Raw genomic sequence first — 12,362 nt, forward strand, 5'->3', positions numbered from 1 at the left:
GCTCCGTTCACGCCACCTCGAGATCTGGAAGCCGCCGCCCCTCCTCGGCCAGCGGCAGGACGACGGAGATCGTGGTGCCCTCGCCCGGGCGCGACTCCACCATGAGCTCCCCGCCCACGGCCGCCGCCCGTTCCCGCATGCCGACCAGTCCGTAATGTCCCTCACCGACCAGCGCGCGGACGTCCGTGGGGATCGCGAAACCCCGCCCGTCGTCGGCGACCGTGAGGACCGCGCCCGACGGCCCGTCGTGCCAGCGGACGCTCACCGCGCACGCGTCCGAGTGCCGGACGACGTTCTCCAGCGCTTCCTTGAGGATCGCCACCAGCTCGTAGCGGGTGCGCAGCGACAGCTCCAGGCCCGGTTCGGCCCGGACGCTGACGGGCACGCCCGTGGAGACCGACCAGCCCGCGGCGATGGCCCCGACCACCGAGTCGATCGGCTGCTGCACGATGTCCTCCCGCAGGCCCGCGATGAGTTCCCGGACCTCACGGGAGGCGATCTCAGCGGCGGCGGCGATGCGTGCCGCCTCCTCCTGCGCGCGGCTCGGCTTCCTGCTCATCCAGACCGGCAGTGCCTCCGCCGACATGGCGATGCCGCGCAAGGTCTTGGCCAGCGAGTCGTGCATTTCGCGGGCCAGCCGGGCGCGCTCCTCGGCCGCGGCCGCCGCCACTTCGGCCCGGCCGCGCGCGCGGTAGAGGGACTCGTGCTCGTCGAAGACCCCGCGCACCTTCGCCCCCAGGTATGCGCAGATGGGGTGGAAGGCGGGCATCGCCACGACCGTCTGGAAGCTCACCACCACGTCCGTGGCGCTCGCGGCGGCCGCGTAGTACACCGCCACCTGGAGCAGGCAGACCAGAGTCACGCCCAGCCGGCCGTAGAGCAGCCCCGCGACCGCGGAGGTCACCACCGTGAACAGGAAGAACGGCCCGAGCACGCCCCCGGCGACCAGCACCACGTAGGCGACGCAGACATCAATCCCGATCAGCACCGGATAGGCCAGCAGCCAGGGCACGATCTGCTCCCAGGCGGTCAGCCCGAGCCAGGACAGCAGGGCCACCCCCACCACCACGACCATGATGCTGACGCTGTACCGGTGGTAGGGGGTCAGGAGCATGGACATCACGGCCAGCAGGATCCGGATCTGCATGAGCAGGCGGAAGGTCGTGCCGACCCGCCTGCCGGCGATGCCGCTGAGGCCGTCAGCCGCCGAAGATTTCGCCGAGCTTGGCACCGCTCCCCCAGTACAGCATCGAGACAATGAGAAGGATCATGCCGGGCACCATCAGGAACGTGACGATCATGGTGATCTGGGGATCGGCGCGCTGCGCACGCCGCCGGGCGCCCTGGAACGCGTCCCGGCGCATGTCGACGCTGATCTCGTTCAGCGCCCGGGCGAGCGGCGCGCCGAGCTCCTCCGCCTGCAGGATGGCCGTCACGAAGCTGGTCAGCGCGTCGCTGTCGTTGCGCTGCCGCAGATCCTCGAAGGCGGTGCGGAACGGCGAGCCCAGCTCCATCTGCCGCAACGCCGTCATCATCTCGTCCGAAAGCGGGCCCGGCATGCTCTCGGCCACCCGCCGGAGCGCGTGCCGGAACCCCAGCCCGGCCGAAACGGTCACGGTCAGCACGTCGAGAAAGTCGGGCAGCGACCGCTGGATCTCCTCCTGGCGCTCCCGGGTGAGGTTCCACAGCACGATGTCGGTCTGAATGATCCCGATCACCAGCAGGCCCGTGCCCAGGAAGAGATGGTCGGTGATCATGCCGCACAGGCCGGCGACACCGTAGACCGTGATGTTGCCGGCCTTGTTCCGCGCGTATCCCTCGATCGTCAGCCCCGCCGGGCGGCCCGCCCGTTCGATGCGCTGCCGCAGCCTGCCGCGCCCGGACGGCGAGATCATCCGCAGCACCAGCGGGGCGAGTGGCCGGCCGAGCGGATTGATGATGTCGCCGAGCGGCCCGAACTGCTCCTTCTTCGCCTCTTTCCTCGTCACGACCTGGGCGTCGGCGGCGGCCGGACGGCCGAGGCTCCGCAAGTGGCAGCCCCAGACGAACAGCGGCACGGTGAGCCCGGCGGCGAACGCGATGATCAGCGGCATCACACATCGATCCTTGTCATCCGGCGGATCAGCAGCACCGCGGAGGAGAACATCGCCAGCACCGCGACCAGGATGAACTGGCCGGCCAACGAGGAGGTCATCCGCTCCAGCGTCGCCGGGCTGAACACGGCGATCCCCACCAGCATCAGCGCGCCCATGCCGCCGATCGCCCAGCCCGCCACCACCGACTGGCCCAGGATGGTCTTCACCTCGCGGCGCGTCTCCTTGCGCTGCTCCAGCGTCGTGGCGATGTTGCGCAGCGAGCTGATGAGCGAGCCGCCCGAACGCGAGGCCACCACCAGGGTGCTGACCAGCACGGCCAGCTCACGCGACGGCAGCCGCTGCCGCAGGTCCGTCATCGCCTCGTCGAAGGACTGCCCGAGCCGCAGGGCCTCGGCGGTGCGGGCCAGCTCGGTGCGCGCCGGATCGTCGAGTTCCTCGGCCGCCATCTCGATGGCCGTGCGGATGGACAGGCCGGCGGAGGTCGCGTTCCCCAGCACCCGGGCCAGCTCGGGGAGCTGCCCGACGAACTCCTCCCGGCGCCGGTCCTCCTGGTGCCGCAGGAAGGCGAACACGGCACCGCAGGCGCCCGCCGCGAGCACCGCGCCGAGGAGCGGCGACAGGAACCGCCCCAGCAGGACGAGGATGGCCAGGCTCATGCCGCTCAGCAGATAGACGAAGACCGACAGGCGGACGCGCACGCCGGAGGCGATCAGCCGGCGATGCACCTGCCGGCCCAGCGTGGTGCGGCGCAGGCGGGTGTCGGACCGGTCGAGGAACGTGGCCATCCGGCGCTCCTCGTACCCGCGGGCGCCACGGGTGGCCAGCTCCGCCCGCTGGTCGAGACCGCGGCCGAACTCGAAGGCGGCCCAGACCAGGGCGATCAGCACGGCGGCGAGCAGCAGCACGATCGTGGGAAGGTTCACGGCGCGCTCCCGTTTCCGGCCCGCACCCCGAACATCGGTGGAATCGGCTCGCCGCCCAGCAGCAGGCGGTCGGCCAGCTCACGCGGGAGCGGCGAGTGCGCGAACGTCCCCCGCACCACCCGGTCGCCCCCCACCGGCTCCTGCTCGAAACGCATGATGCCGGTCAGCCGGATGTCCTCCCTGCGCCCCGAGGTGATCACCTCGATCTCCTTGACCCGCCGGGACCCGTCGGCCGCCCGTTCCAGGAAGATGATCACATCGACGGCGTTGGCGATCTGGTCGCGGACCGCCTCGTAGGGGATCTTGACCTCGCTCATCGAGGCCAGCGTCTCCAGCCGGTAGACGGCGTCCTCGGCCGAGTTGGCGTGCACGGTCACCAGGGAGCCGTCATGGCCGGTGTTCATCGCCTGCAGCATGTCGAGGGTCTCCGCGCCGCGGACCTCACCGACGATGATGCGGTCGGGACGCATGCGCAGCGAGTTGCGCACCAGATCGCGGATGGTCACGGCGCCCTCGCCCTCGATGTTGGGCGGGCGGGACTCCAGCCGGACCACATGTTCCTGCTGGAGTTGGAGCTCGGCCGAGTCCTCGATGGTGACGATGCGCTCGGTGCTCGGGACGAACCCCGAGAGCGCGTTCAGGAACGTCGTCTTGCCGCTGCCCGTACCGCCGGTCACGACCATGTTGAGCCGGGCCCGCACGAACGCCGACAGGAGCTCCGCGGTGGGCCCGTCCAGCGACCCCCGGCTCACCAGCTCGTGCATCTGGTACGCGCGCGGGAACCGCCGGATCGTCATCACCGGTCCGACGAGCGACAGCGGCGGGACGATGACGTTCACCCGCTCACCGGTGGGGAGCCGGGCGTCCACCATCGGGCTGGACTCGTCCACTCTCCGGTTGACCTGCGCCACGATCCGGTCGATGGTCTGGTGGAGCTGCCCCTCGCTGGCGAAGCCGACGTCCAGGCGGGTGAGATTGCCGGCCCGCTCGATGTAGATGTCGTCCGGCCCGTTGACCATGATCTCGGTGACCGTCGGATCGGCCAGCAGCGGCTCCAGCACCCCCAGGCCGAGCGCCTCGTCGACGATCCGGCGGATCAGCACCGCCCGCTCGCGGGTGGACAGCACCGGGCCCTCGCGGGTCAGGATGTGCCCCACGACCTTCTCCAGCCGCGCCCGCCGCTGGGTCAGATCGAGCGCCGCCAGATCATCGAGGTTGATCTCTTCGAGCAGCCGCGCCCGCCAGTGGGCGACGTTCGCACCGGCCGTCTGCCTGCCGGTGCCGTCCTTGGCCTCCAGCCTGTTCCGAAGTCCCATCGCTCACCCTCCGACCGGGATCTGAACCTTGCGCGTGATCGAGAAGTCGATCGGAACCCCCTTGGCCAGCACGGGCACGGTCGCGTCGATCTCGCAGAGGACGGCGTCGCCGACCCGGGACACCCGCACGGAATGGTCGTTGATCCACGCGGGCATGACCGCCTCCGCGGCGGCCTGGCCCTCGGCCACGCTCCGCATGCTGCCCACCCGGGCCCCGGTGCGGGCGGCGTCCTCCACCTTCTCCACCGCGGTGAACCCGGCGTAGACCTCGAAGCACACCATGAGCACGAACAGGAAGAGCCCGATCATCGACATGTACTCGGTCGCCGCGCTCCCCCTGTCCCTGGTCACCGCGCGCCCTCCTGCTCGTACACGACCTTGGTCCGCGCGCTGACCGTCATCGGCAGCATGACGCCGGGGAACAGCAGCGGCACCTTGATGTCGACCCGCACGTGCCCGCAGTCCTCGTCGACCTGGGGCACCTTGGCCGGATCGCAGAGGTCCCCGGTCGGGTAGCGGACCAGGATGTTCTCCTCTTCGGCCCAGGCACCGGCGATGCGCTTCACCGCGGCCTCCTTGACCTCCGCCTGATCGCCGCCGACCGCGGCCACGCGGGCGCCCTCGTTGGCGGCGTGGCCGGTGTAGGTCGCCGACATGCCGACGACGAACGCCTCCCACACCAGGAGGCAGGTGGTGAGCAGCACCGGGAGGATGCCGGTGAACTCCACGGCGCCGGTGTCCGAGCGCGGGTCGCGGCCGCGGGCGGGGCCGCTCACGTCCCCTCCGCCTTGGCGCGCCGCAGACCGCCTGCTCCGGGGCCGGTGGGGGTGGGAAGGACGCCCAGCTCCTCGCCGAGCTGGGTCATCGCGCGCCGGAACCCGTCGTCCTCGACCCGGCCGATCGCGCTGTTGTTGATCGCCTTTTCCAGGGCGCGGAAGGCCGGCGGGACGGTCGTGCGCAGCAGCGGCATGCCCAGGATCCGCGCCGCGAAGTCGGGCTGGATCTCGTTCTTGCGGCTCTGCCGGGTCATCACCACCGAGATCTCGTCCCGCTTGCGCACCCGCAGCCGCTCCCACAGGCCCGCCAGCCGTTTGGCCGCCCGCAGGCACGGCAGGTCGGGCGTCACGGTGATGACGGCCTGGTCGGCCATCTCCGCGGACGACACCGACGCCTCGGTCATGAAGGCGCCGCAGTCCACGATGACCACCTCGTAGCGTGATCGCAGCACCCCGAGGATCTGCCGTGCGGCCAGCAGGGTCACATCCTCGGCCCGCTCGCTCTCGGCCGGCGCGAGCAGCACGTGCGGGCCCGCCTCATGCACGAACAGGGCGTCGGCGAGCATCGCGCCCGTGAGCTCGTCGGCCACGCCGACCAGGTCGGCGATGCTGCGCCGGTGGACCATGTCGAGATAGGTGGGGATGTCCCCCGTCTGCAGGTCCATGTCCACCAGGCAGACGGTCCGGCCCGCCGCCGCGGCGGCGAGGGCGAGCTGCACCGCGAGCGTCGTGGCCCCGGTGCCGCCCTTGGCCCCGGCCAGCGCCACGATCCGGCCCCTGCGTCCGCCCATCTCCCCGGCGGCCTGTCCCGCGCCGAGCCAGCGGCGCATCCCGCGCGACCACTCGGCGGCCGAGGTCAGCCTCGAGTTCAGCTCCTCCAGGCTGGGCGAACGCCCGAGGACGCCGCGCGCGCCCGCCTCCAGCGCGCGCGACAGCACGTCCTCGTCGACCCTCCGGGCGACCAGCACCGCCGCGACGTGCGGACGGCGCATCGCGATCTCCCTGATCAGCTCCTGCCCGGGTTGCGGCGCGAGCTGCTCGTCGACCAGCACGACATCGAGCTCCTGGTGGGAGCTCACGATGCCGAGCACGTCGCCCGAGGCGGTCTCGACCTCGATGACCTCGACATCGGCCAGCTCGGCGATCTGCGTACGCAACTGGGTCGACAACTCCTGGTCGGCCGTGCCGATGAGGACCTGGATGCTCACTGGCCCCCCCGTCCCACCTGCGGCGTCTCGCAGAGCCGGTTGAACGGCGGCTTGGCGTCCTGCGCGCCGCCCACCAGGGCCAGCCGCACCTTCCGGGCGAATGACTCGGCGTAGGTGAGCTTCAGGGCGTCGTCGGAGTTGAGGGCGAAGGTCACGGGCACGGCGGCACCCGAGCTGGGACGATTGGAGGCGTTCTGCTGCTGCCCGCCACCGGTCTCGGGCGTCTGCTGCACCTGGCCGACATTGATGACCTGGACGCGGTTGAGGATGCGCACCGCGCAGGCGGAGGTGACCTGCCGGCCGCTCTGAGTGGAGTCGAACGAGGCGTACACGTCGACGATCGACCCGTTGATCACCTTGCCCGCCACGCCGGTCTCCGCGTCGATCATGATCGCGATCTCGCGCTGTCCAGGCTGCAGTGAAGGCGCGTCCAGAAGCATGCCCTGCTGGAGGTAGGCCCCGCTCGGGATGCCGCCGGCCGCCACCTTGCCCTGGAGATCGGCAAGGTTGGTGACGAAGGCGTTCGTCGACCACTTCTTCGGTATCCGCGTCTGCTTGACCGCGGACGCGGTCACCGGCTGGAACGCCTCGACGTTGGACTGCACCTGCAGCACCGTGGTCATCTCACCGACAGCGGCGTCGGCGTCGGCCTGGACCTTGCCGACGTACCCGATGACCGTGATGAACACGAAGACGGCTCCCACGGCCGCCAAGATCATCAACAGCACACCACGTCGCTGGCGGGGGTTCATGTCACTCCGTCCTGCAGAGTCATGCGGCTAGCGGTTCCGGGCCGAGCGGAATTCGACGGTTCCGGCACCGTTCGGGGGTGCGGGCTCCGTGGAATCCACAGGGCCGGTGGTCGGGAACACGGTCTCCGGTGTCCTGCCGTCGCCGTCCGGTCGAGGAGCGGGAGCCGGAGACGGGTCCTGCGGTCGGGGCTTGGCGCCCGGCCCCTGGAAGCCGCCGAAGGACTGCGGGCGCGTCTGGGGCGCTCCAGGAACAGGCGGTGGACCATCCGGGGACGGCGTCGGGGCCGCCAGAGGCACCGGTACCGGGCCTTGCGGCACCTGCACGGGTGGCCGAGATGGCGGGGCCTGGTGCCGCGGGACCTGGGCGGCGGGCTGATGTCCCGCCGGCACGGGGAATGCCCCGGGAACATTCCCACCGGGCCCGGAGGGCAGGCCCGCGCCCGGCGTCTCAGCGGCGACCTGATGCGGGGCCTGCGGTTCAGGCGAGGGCGGCTGTGCCCGATGGCAGAAGGGGCAGGCGGGCAGAGCCGTCGGTTCCTCACACCACGGGCAAGGACGGTACTTCGGCGTCTCCAGGGCCAGCTGCAGGTCCCTCGGGTTGCCGCTGAAAGCGACGAACTCCGCGTACTTCTTGCTGCCCCAATATCGGGAGCTGAGCGGCTGGTCGGCGACGAACGTCAGCGAGACGGCGCGCAGCTCCGGCTTGAGCCTGTTCTGCAGCCAGTCCACATCGCCGTTCTCGTGCACGGCCAGCACGAGGACCGGGTCGATCGGACGGTGGCTGATGTCCAGCAGGGGCTTGGCCGTGGTCACCCGCTGCACCCGCGGGCTGCGCCCCGCCGCGACCATGAAGCCGCTCCCCGGCATGAGCGAGGCCATGTGCTGCCCCAGGCCGGTGCGGACGTGTTCCAGCTTGGCGACGCTGCTGACCCAGGCACCGGCGTAAAGGCGGTCGGCCAGCACCTGCGCGACGCTGACCAGCACGCCGGAACGGACGTGCGGGGCCATGAAGGTGAGCTGGTCCACGACCAGCGAGAGGGCGAGCGGGGGAAGGTCGAGCGGGACCAGCGCTATCCGGTCGGTGTCCAGCAGCCCTCGCGCGAACCGCACCAGTTTGAGAGCGGAATCGGAACGCCACGCCGGGCAGACGACCAGCGCCGCGCCATGCCGGCGCAAATCCGCGGCCATGCCATCGACGAAGGCCAGCGCCGCCTCGGGCGTCGCGGAATCGGCGATCCTCGGCGCGACCTGGTCCGGGATGATGCCCGTGTTCGGAAGGTCACCCACGAGCAGCACGGCGGTCATCTGCTCGTCCCGGTCTCGACGGGCACCACGCGCCGTTTCCTCACTCGCAACTCTCCATTACCCATCCGGACACACGAGCCGCAGGAATTTAAACATTTCAAAATTGACCATAGCCGCCCCGCCAACTCGAACTCAACCATGTTTGCTGACACACACCCCGGATTTTCGATGCGGCCATCATTCCGCCATCCGGATCCGACATCACCGGGCCCGCGATGATCCCGTACCCGCGGGCCGGACTCCGGCCGGAACCGCAGCACGCCCGCAAAGATGATCAATACAACGTCGTCCCCTTCACGGGACGCCGCACCCAGGAGGTGCACCACCCGTAGATTGCGCCTGCCGAGAAGGCAGATGAACCGGAGTTCGTCCCCGACCGTTACGATCAGTAGTCACGCGGATCCCCTGAAGTTACTTGCGTGACGATGACCGCAACGCCGCCTTTCCTTAACACGTCAACACATAAAACATCTCCAGTCAATCGTTCCCCAAACCGTTCTGGGACTGGCAGTGGGCGGGGGGTTCGACAAGCTCGGGTAATGGGTCTCCTCCGGGAAGCGCCACCACTACCGCGGCGACGGTCATCCCCACGAGAAGGGTGTTCGCGATGGACGCGAGCAAGCCTTCGCCACGACCCTCCATCGGCCCGAGCACCGGGCCACCCCCAAATCAGTAACCGGCAAGAGGCGTAAGCCGACCAGCGACCCGGGCGTGAACACACGGGCCTCTGGGCCTGACCGGAGACCCGGACCGAACGGCGGCCGAGTGCGCCGCCCAGGCCGATCAGGCTGGCTTGAAGGAGGTGGCGATCCCTTCGGCCTGGGATGGAAGGGCGCCCTGCGCGGCCTCGATGTCCACGAAGCAGAACCGGTCGGCCGCGACCGGCACCCGCACGGTCAGGCCACTGACGGGCCCGCTCCTCTTCGCCGAGTCGTAGGCGGCCTTGAAGCCGGGCTTGCCGCCGACGGTGAGATCGGTGATCCGTGAGTTGGGCGCCAGAGCCCGCTGCTTGCGCTTGAGCTGATCCAAGGCGGCCCCGATGACACCACCCTTGTCGCACCCCGCCGACAGGTGCGGAGCCATCCCGTTGGTCACCGACGCGTCGATGGCGAAGACGGTGCCCTGCCGCGCCTGCCGCCGCATCAGGTTCCTGATCAACGGGCCGGTGTCGCCGTCGAGACCGAAGCTCGCCCGCACCACGGGCGAGCCGTCCTGGAGGGGGTCGACCCTCTTCCAGCCCGGCGGGAGCCGAATCGTCACCCCGGCTTCGCCACCACCGAGACGGGTTCCGCCGCCGGCGGGCGGCACGGAAGGTCCGGCATCCGGCGCCGGCCGCTGCGTCGCGGACGTGGTCGCGGAAGGCGATGCCCTGCCTTTTCCTTCTCCACCGGATCCGGCACATCCGGAAAGGGCCAGCAGAACGGTGATCCCGAGGACGAAGAACACCACCCTCGTTGCGGTCACCATCATCCCACTCACCTCACGTCGACCATTCGATCAGGTGCCGATCTTGTGGACCTTGTTCGCGGGCGGGGTCTGAATGAGGACGGGTTCGCCCCACCGGGAGTAGGTCACCGTCTGTGATCCCCGCAGCTTCTGCGGTGTGCTGTAGTCCGCCTGGAACTTTCGCGGCAAGCCTTTATCGTCCACCCACAGCCTCCAGGTGATCTGCTTGAGACCGGCCTTGGAAAGGGCCTGGAAAGCCTTTTCCGTTCCGGACAGCTTCGACGCAGGGGTGACTCCCGAATAGCGCCGCACCCGCAGCCCTTCAAGCGTTTCCGCGACAGGTGCGCCGGTAAAAGCACCATTCCTGACCAAGGCGAGGCCGGTGTCGGTGGACAACTGTGCGAGCGACCTCTCGACCTCGTCGACCAAGCCGGCCAGCATCTTCGCGAACGGCGCCAGCTCGGGATTGCTCGCGTCCTGCCGGGAGAGCCGGACCCATGGCTTGCCCGGAGCCTGCTCCTCACCGTCGACCCGGGTGTAGATCACCCCGCCCGATACGACGGCCTCCGTCGTGCCGGGGCCGGCCGGATCGCGGTCGATGATCGTCATCTGGGCGCTCGGCGGCCGTACCCCGGTCCGCAACTGAGCGCTGATCCTCTCCTCGAGTTTCTTCGAACCCTCGGTGCCGGCCGACGTGTGCTCCGCGCGCACGGTGCCGGCGGCCCCCACCTGCCGCGTGATCACGTCCACCAGTGGACCGGGCGACCCGGGCAGCGTGACGGCGGCGAGCTGCGCCGCGGGGACCGGCCGCGGGGCGGTCGGCCCAGCGCCGGGTCGCGCCTTCTCGCCCCCGTCGCCCGAGCATGCCGCCGCGCCGGCCACGGCGAACGCGAGGACGACGATCACGGCGAGACACCTCATGGCACCGCAGCCTAAATGTGACTTGCGGGAGAGGCCGCACTCCGGACGGTTTTTGGGTCTTTGTTAGGCCCAGGGGCCCGTGCGCCCTGCGGCGGCCGGTGGTTGATTGGCTCCCCTACCGGGTTCGAACGGGGAGCGGAAGCGGGGGCCTGGGTGCTTAGGCGGCTGGGGGACCGAGGAGAAGGATCGCTGTCCTACCTGGCGGTGATCCTCCTGTTCGGCTCGATCGTCGCGGCGGTGACCGCGGTGGCGCTCCCCGACGAGGTCGTCGCCGACATCCGCGCCGGCATCTGCACGGTCGCCGGAGGCCGGGACTGCGGCGGCCGGGAGCGGACCGACGCCGCCCCGTCCCCCTCAGGGTCGCCGGGCGTCTCGCCCGGGCCGTCGGGGACGCCCGGCGGCTCCCCGACCGACGCTGAGACGCCGGAGGAACGCGAGTACCGGGAGGCCCTGGCCGCGCTCGCCCAGGCCGAACGGGACGCCCAGGGCGTTGAGAACGAGTGGGACGACTTCGACCTGCTGGTCGAGATCGGCAAGCTGGGGCTGGACTTCATCGCCGGCGACATCATCGCGTGCGTCGAGAACCCCAATCTGGGCGACTGCCTGTGGGCGCTGGTCGGCCTGGTGCCCTGGGGCAAGATCGGCAAGCTGCTGAAGTCCATCCCCAAGGTCGTCAAGCTGATCGACCGGTTCCTGGACCTCAAACGCCGCCTGGACAAGGCCCGGAAGGGCCGCAAGGACGCCCGGGACCGGCTGGACCGGGCCCTGGAGGCGTGCCAGCGCAAGCAGCGCAACAGCTTCGTTCCCGGCACACCCGTGCTGATGGCCGACGGAACGCGAAGACCGATCGAACACGTCCGCGTCGGCGACCTCGTCTGGGCCGCCGACCCGCGTTCCGGGCGCGGCGGGCCGCAACCCGTCACCGCCGTCATCGGCGGAACGGGCATCAAGCGGCTGGTCGACATCACCATCGACCTGGACGGCCAGGTCGGCGGGCGCACCACCACTCTCACCGGCACCGGCGACCATCCCTTCTGGGTGCGCGCCGCGGGAGACTGGATCGACGCCGACGAGCTGGTCTTCGGGGACCGGCTCACCACGGCCGACGGTCGGCACGCGACGGTCGTCGCCACCCAGGAACGGGCCCGTTTCCAGCGTGTCCACAACCTCACCGTCGCCGGCCCGCACACGTTCCATGTCGTCGCGGCGGACCGGGGCGTCCTGGTCCACAACGATCCGGTGCCGACGCCCGGCGAGAGCTGCGACGTCGACCAGCCCACGCCCAGCCCGACGCCCACCCCGACGCCCACCCCGTCGAAGGGCCAGCCCGACCCCGCGAGCCAGGCCGGGAACGTCGACATGGTGGCCGACAGGATCGCCGCGCACGCCAACCAGCGGAGCATTCCGGGAGTCAGGGACGATGACGTGGCCGAATACCTGGAGAACATCATGCGGGGCTCGCCGGGGATCAAGATGCGTCCGACGCCGTCCGGAACACCCCGCTGGGCCTGGTGGGATGGCAGAACCGGCACCATGCTCATCCGCGAAGGGGACAACGGCACGTTCATGCAGCCCGGCCGGGGATACCAGTACTTCCTTGAGCAGATCAACGAGTAGTT

Annotated in this window: 12 protein-coding genes; 1 reads left to right on the forward strand and 11 read right to left on the reverse strand. The window is 70.3% G+C overall.

Annotated elements, in window-relative coordinates:
* Positions 1-7: 7 nt before the first annotated feature.
* The 11 genes from ABD340_RS17875 to ABD340_RS17925 form a co-directional block, all read right to left on the reverse strand.
* The gene (locus tag ABD340_RS17875) at positions 8-1,231 is read right to left on the reverse strand and encodes a sensor histidine kinase (protein WP_344590106.1); all 1,224 of its coding nucleotides are present in this window, start codon (positions 1,229-1,231) and stop codon (positions 8-10) included.
* Positions 1,200-2,093 carry a type II secretion system F family protein gene (locus ABD340_RS17880; RefSeq protein ID WP_344590107.1) on the reverse strand — a complete coding sequence of 298 codons (894 nt, stop codon included), beginning with the start codon at positions 2,091-2,093 and terminating at the stop codon, positions 1,200-1,202. The genes ABD340_RS17875 and ABD340_RS17880 overlap by 32 nt, the downstream gene beginning before the upstream one ends.
* Positions 2,093-3,019 (reverse strand): type II secretion system F family protein, encoded by a 927-nt coding sequence (locus tag ABD340_RS17885; protein WP_344590108.1) that lies wholly within the window; start codon positions 3,017-3,019, stop codon positions 2,093-2,095. Before ABD340_RS17885 ends, ABD340_RS17880 begins: the two co-directional genes overlap by 1 nt.
* Positions 3,016-4,335: a TadA family conjugal transfer-associated ATPase gene (locus tag ABD340_RS17890; RefSeq protein WP_344590109.1), complete on the reverse strand. Its 1,320-nt coding sequence runs from the start codon at positions 4,333-4,335 to the stop codon at positions 3,016-3,018. Before ABD340_RS17890 ends, ABD340_RS17885 begins: the two co-directional genes overlap by 4 nt.
* 3 nt (positions 4,336-4,338) lie before the next feature.
* Complete coding sequence (locus tag ABD340_RS17895) at positions 4,339-4,686, reverse strand: TadE/TadG family type IV pilus assembly protein (RefSeq protein ID WP_344590110.1); 348 nt, start codon at positions 4,684-4,686, stop codon at positions 4,339-4,341.
* A complete protein-coding gene (locus ABD340_RS17900) occupies positions 4,683-5,111 on the reverse strand; it encodes a TadE/TadG family type IV pilus assembly protein (RefSeq protein ID WP_344590111.1) in 429 nt (142 codons plus the stop codon). The genes ABD340_RS17895 and ABD340_RS17900 overlap by 4 nt, the downstream gene beginning before the upstream one ends.
* On the reverse strand, positions 5,108-6,319 hold the full coding sequence (locus tag ABD340_RS17905) for a CpaE/TadZ family protein (RefSeq protein WP_344590112.1): 1,212 nt from the start codon (positions 6,317-6,319) through the stop codon (positions 5,108-5,110). Before ABD340_RS17905 ends, ABD340_RS17900 begins: the two co-directional genes overlap by 4 nt.
* Entirely contained in the window at positions 6,316-7,038 is a 723-nt protein-coding gene (cpaB, locus tag ABD340_RS17910) for a Flp pilus assembly protein CpaB (RefSeq protein WP_344590113.1), read from the reverse strand. Before cpaB ends, ABD340_RS17905 begins: the two co-directional genes overlap by 4 nt.
* A 60-nt stretch (positions 7,039-7,098) precedes the next feature.
* Positions 7,099-8,376 (reverse strand): hypothetical protein, encoded by a 1,278-nt coding sequence (locus tag ABD340_RS17915; RefSeq protein WP_344590114.1) that lies wholly within the window; start codon positions 8,374-8,376, stop codon positions 7,099-7,101.
* A 783-nt stretch (positions 8,377-9,159) separates the two neighbouring features.
* The gene (locus tag ABD340_RS17920) at positions 9,160-9,636 is read right to left on the reverse strand and encodes a hypothetical protein (protein ID WP_344590115.1); all 477 of its coding nucleotides are present in this window, start codon (positions 9,634-9,636) and stop codon (positions 9,160-9,162) included.
* Positions 9,637-9,873: 237 nt separating this feature from the next.
* Positions 9,874-10,728, reverse strand: a complete 855-nt coding sequence (locus ABD340_RS17925) for an SCO4651 family lipoprotein (RefSeq protein ID WP_344590116.1) — start codon at positions 10,726-10,728, stop codon at positions 9,874-9,876.
* A 168-nt stretch (positions 10,729-10,896) separates the two neighbouring features.
* On the opposite strand from ABD340_RS17925, the gene ABD340_RS17930 reads away from it, so the two are divergent.
* A complete protein-coding gene (locus ABD340_RS17930; protein ID WP_344590117.1) occupies positions 10,897-12,360 on the forward strand; it encodes a polymorphic toxin-type HINT domain-containing protein in 1,464 nt (487 codons plus the stop codon).
* The last annotated feature ends 2 nt before the right edge of the window (positions 12,361-12,362 follow it).

The organism is Actinomadura vinacea, assembly GCF_039532545.1.
Classification (GTDB): Bacteria; Actinomycetota; Actinomycetes; order Streptosporangiales; family Streptosporangiaceae; genus Spirillospora; species Spirillospora vinacea.

Coding starts and splice junctions, on each gene's coding strand:
- ABD340_RS17880 (WP_344590107.1), bottom strand. CDS start 2,093: ATGCCGCTGATCATCGCGTTCGCCGCCGGGCTCACCGTGCCGCTGTTC.
- cpaB (WP_344590113.1), bottom strand. CDS start 7,038: ATGATCTTGGCGGCCGTGGGAGCCGTCTTCGTGTTCATCACGGTCATC.
- ABD340_RS17890 (WP_344590109.1), bottom strand. CDS start 4,335: ATGGGACTTCGGAACAGGCTGGAGGCCAAGGACGGCACCGGCAGGCAG.
- ABD340_RS17915 (WP_344590114.1), bottom strand. CDS start 8,376: ATGACCGCCGTGCTGCTCGTGGGTGACCTTCCGAACACGGGCATCATC.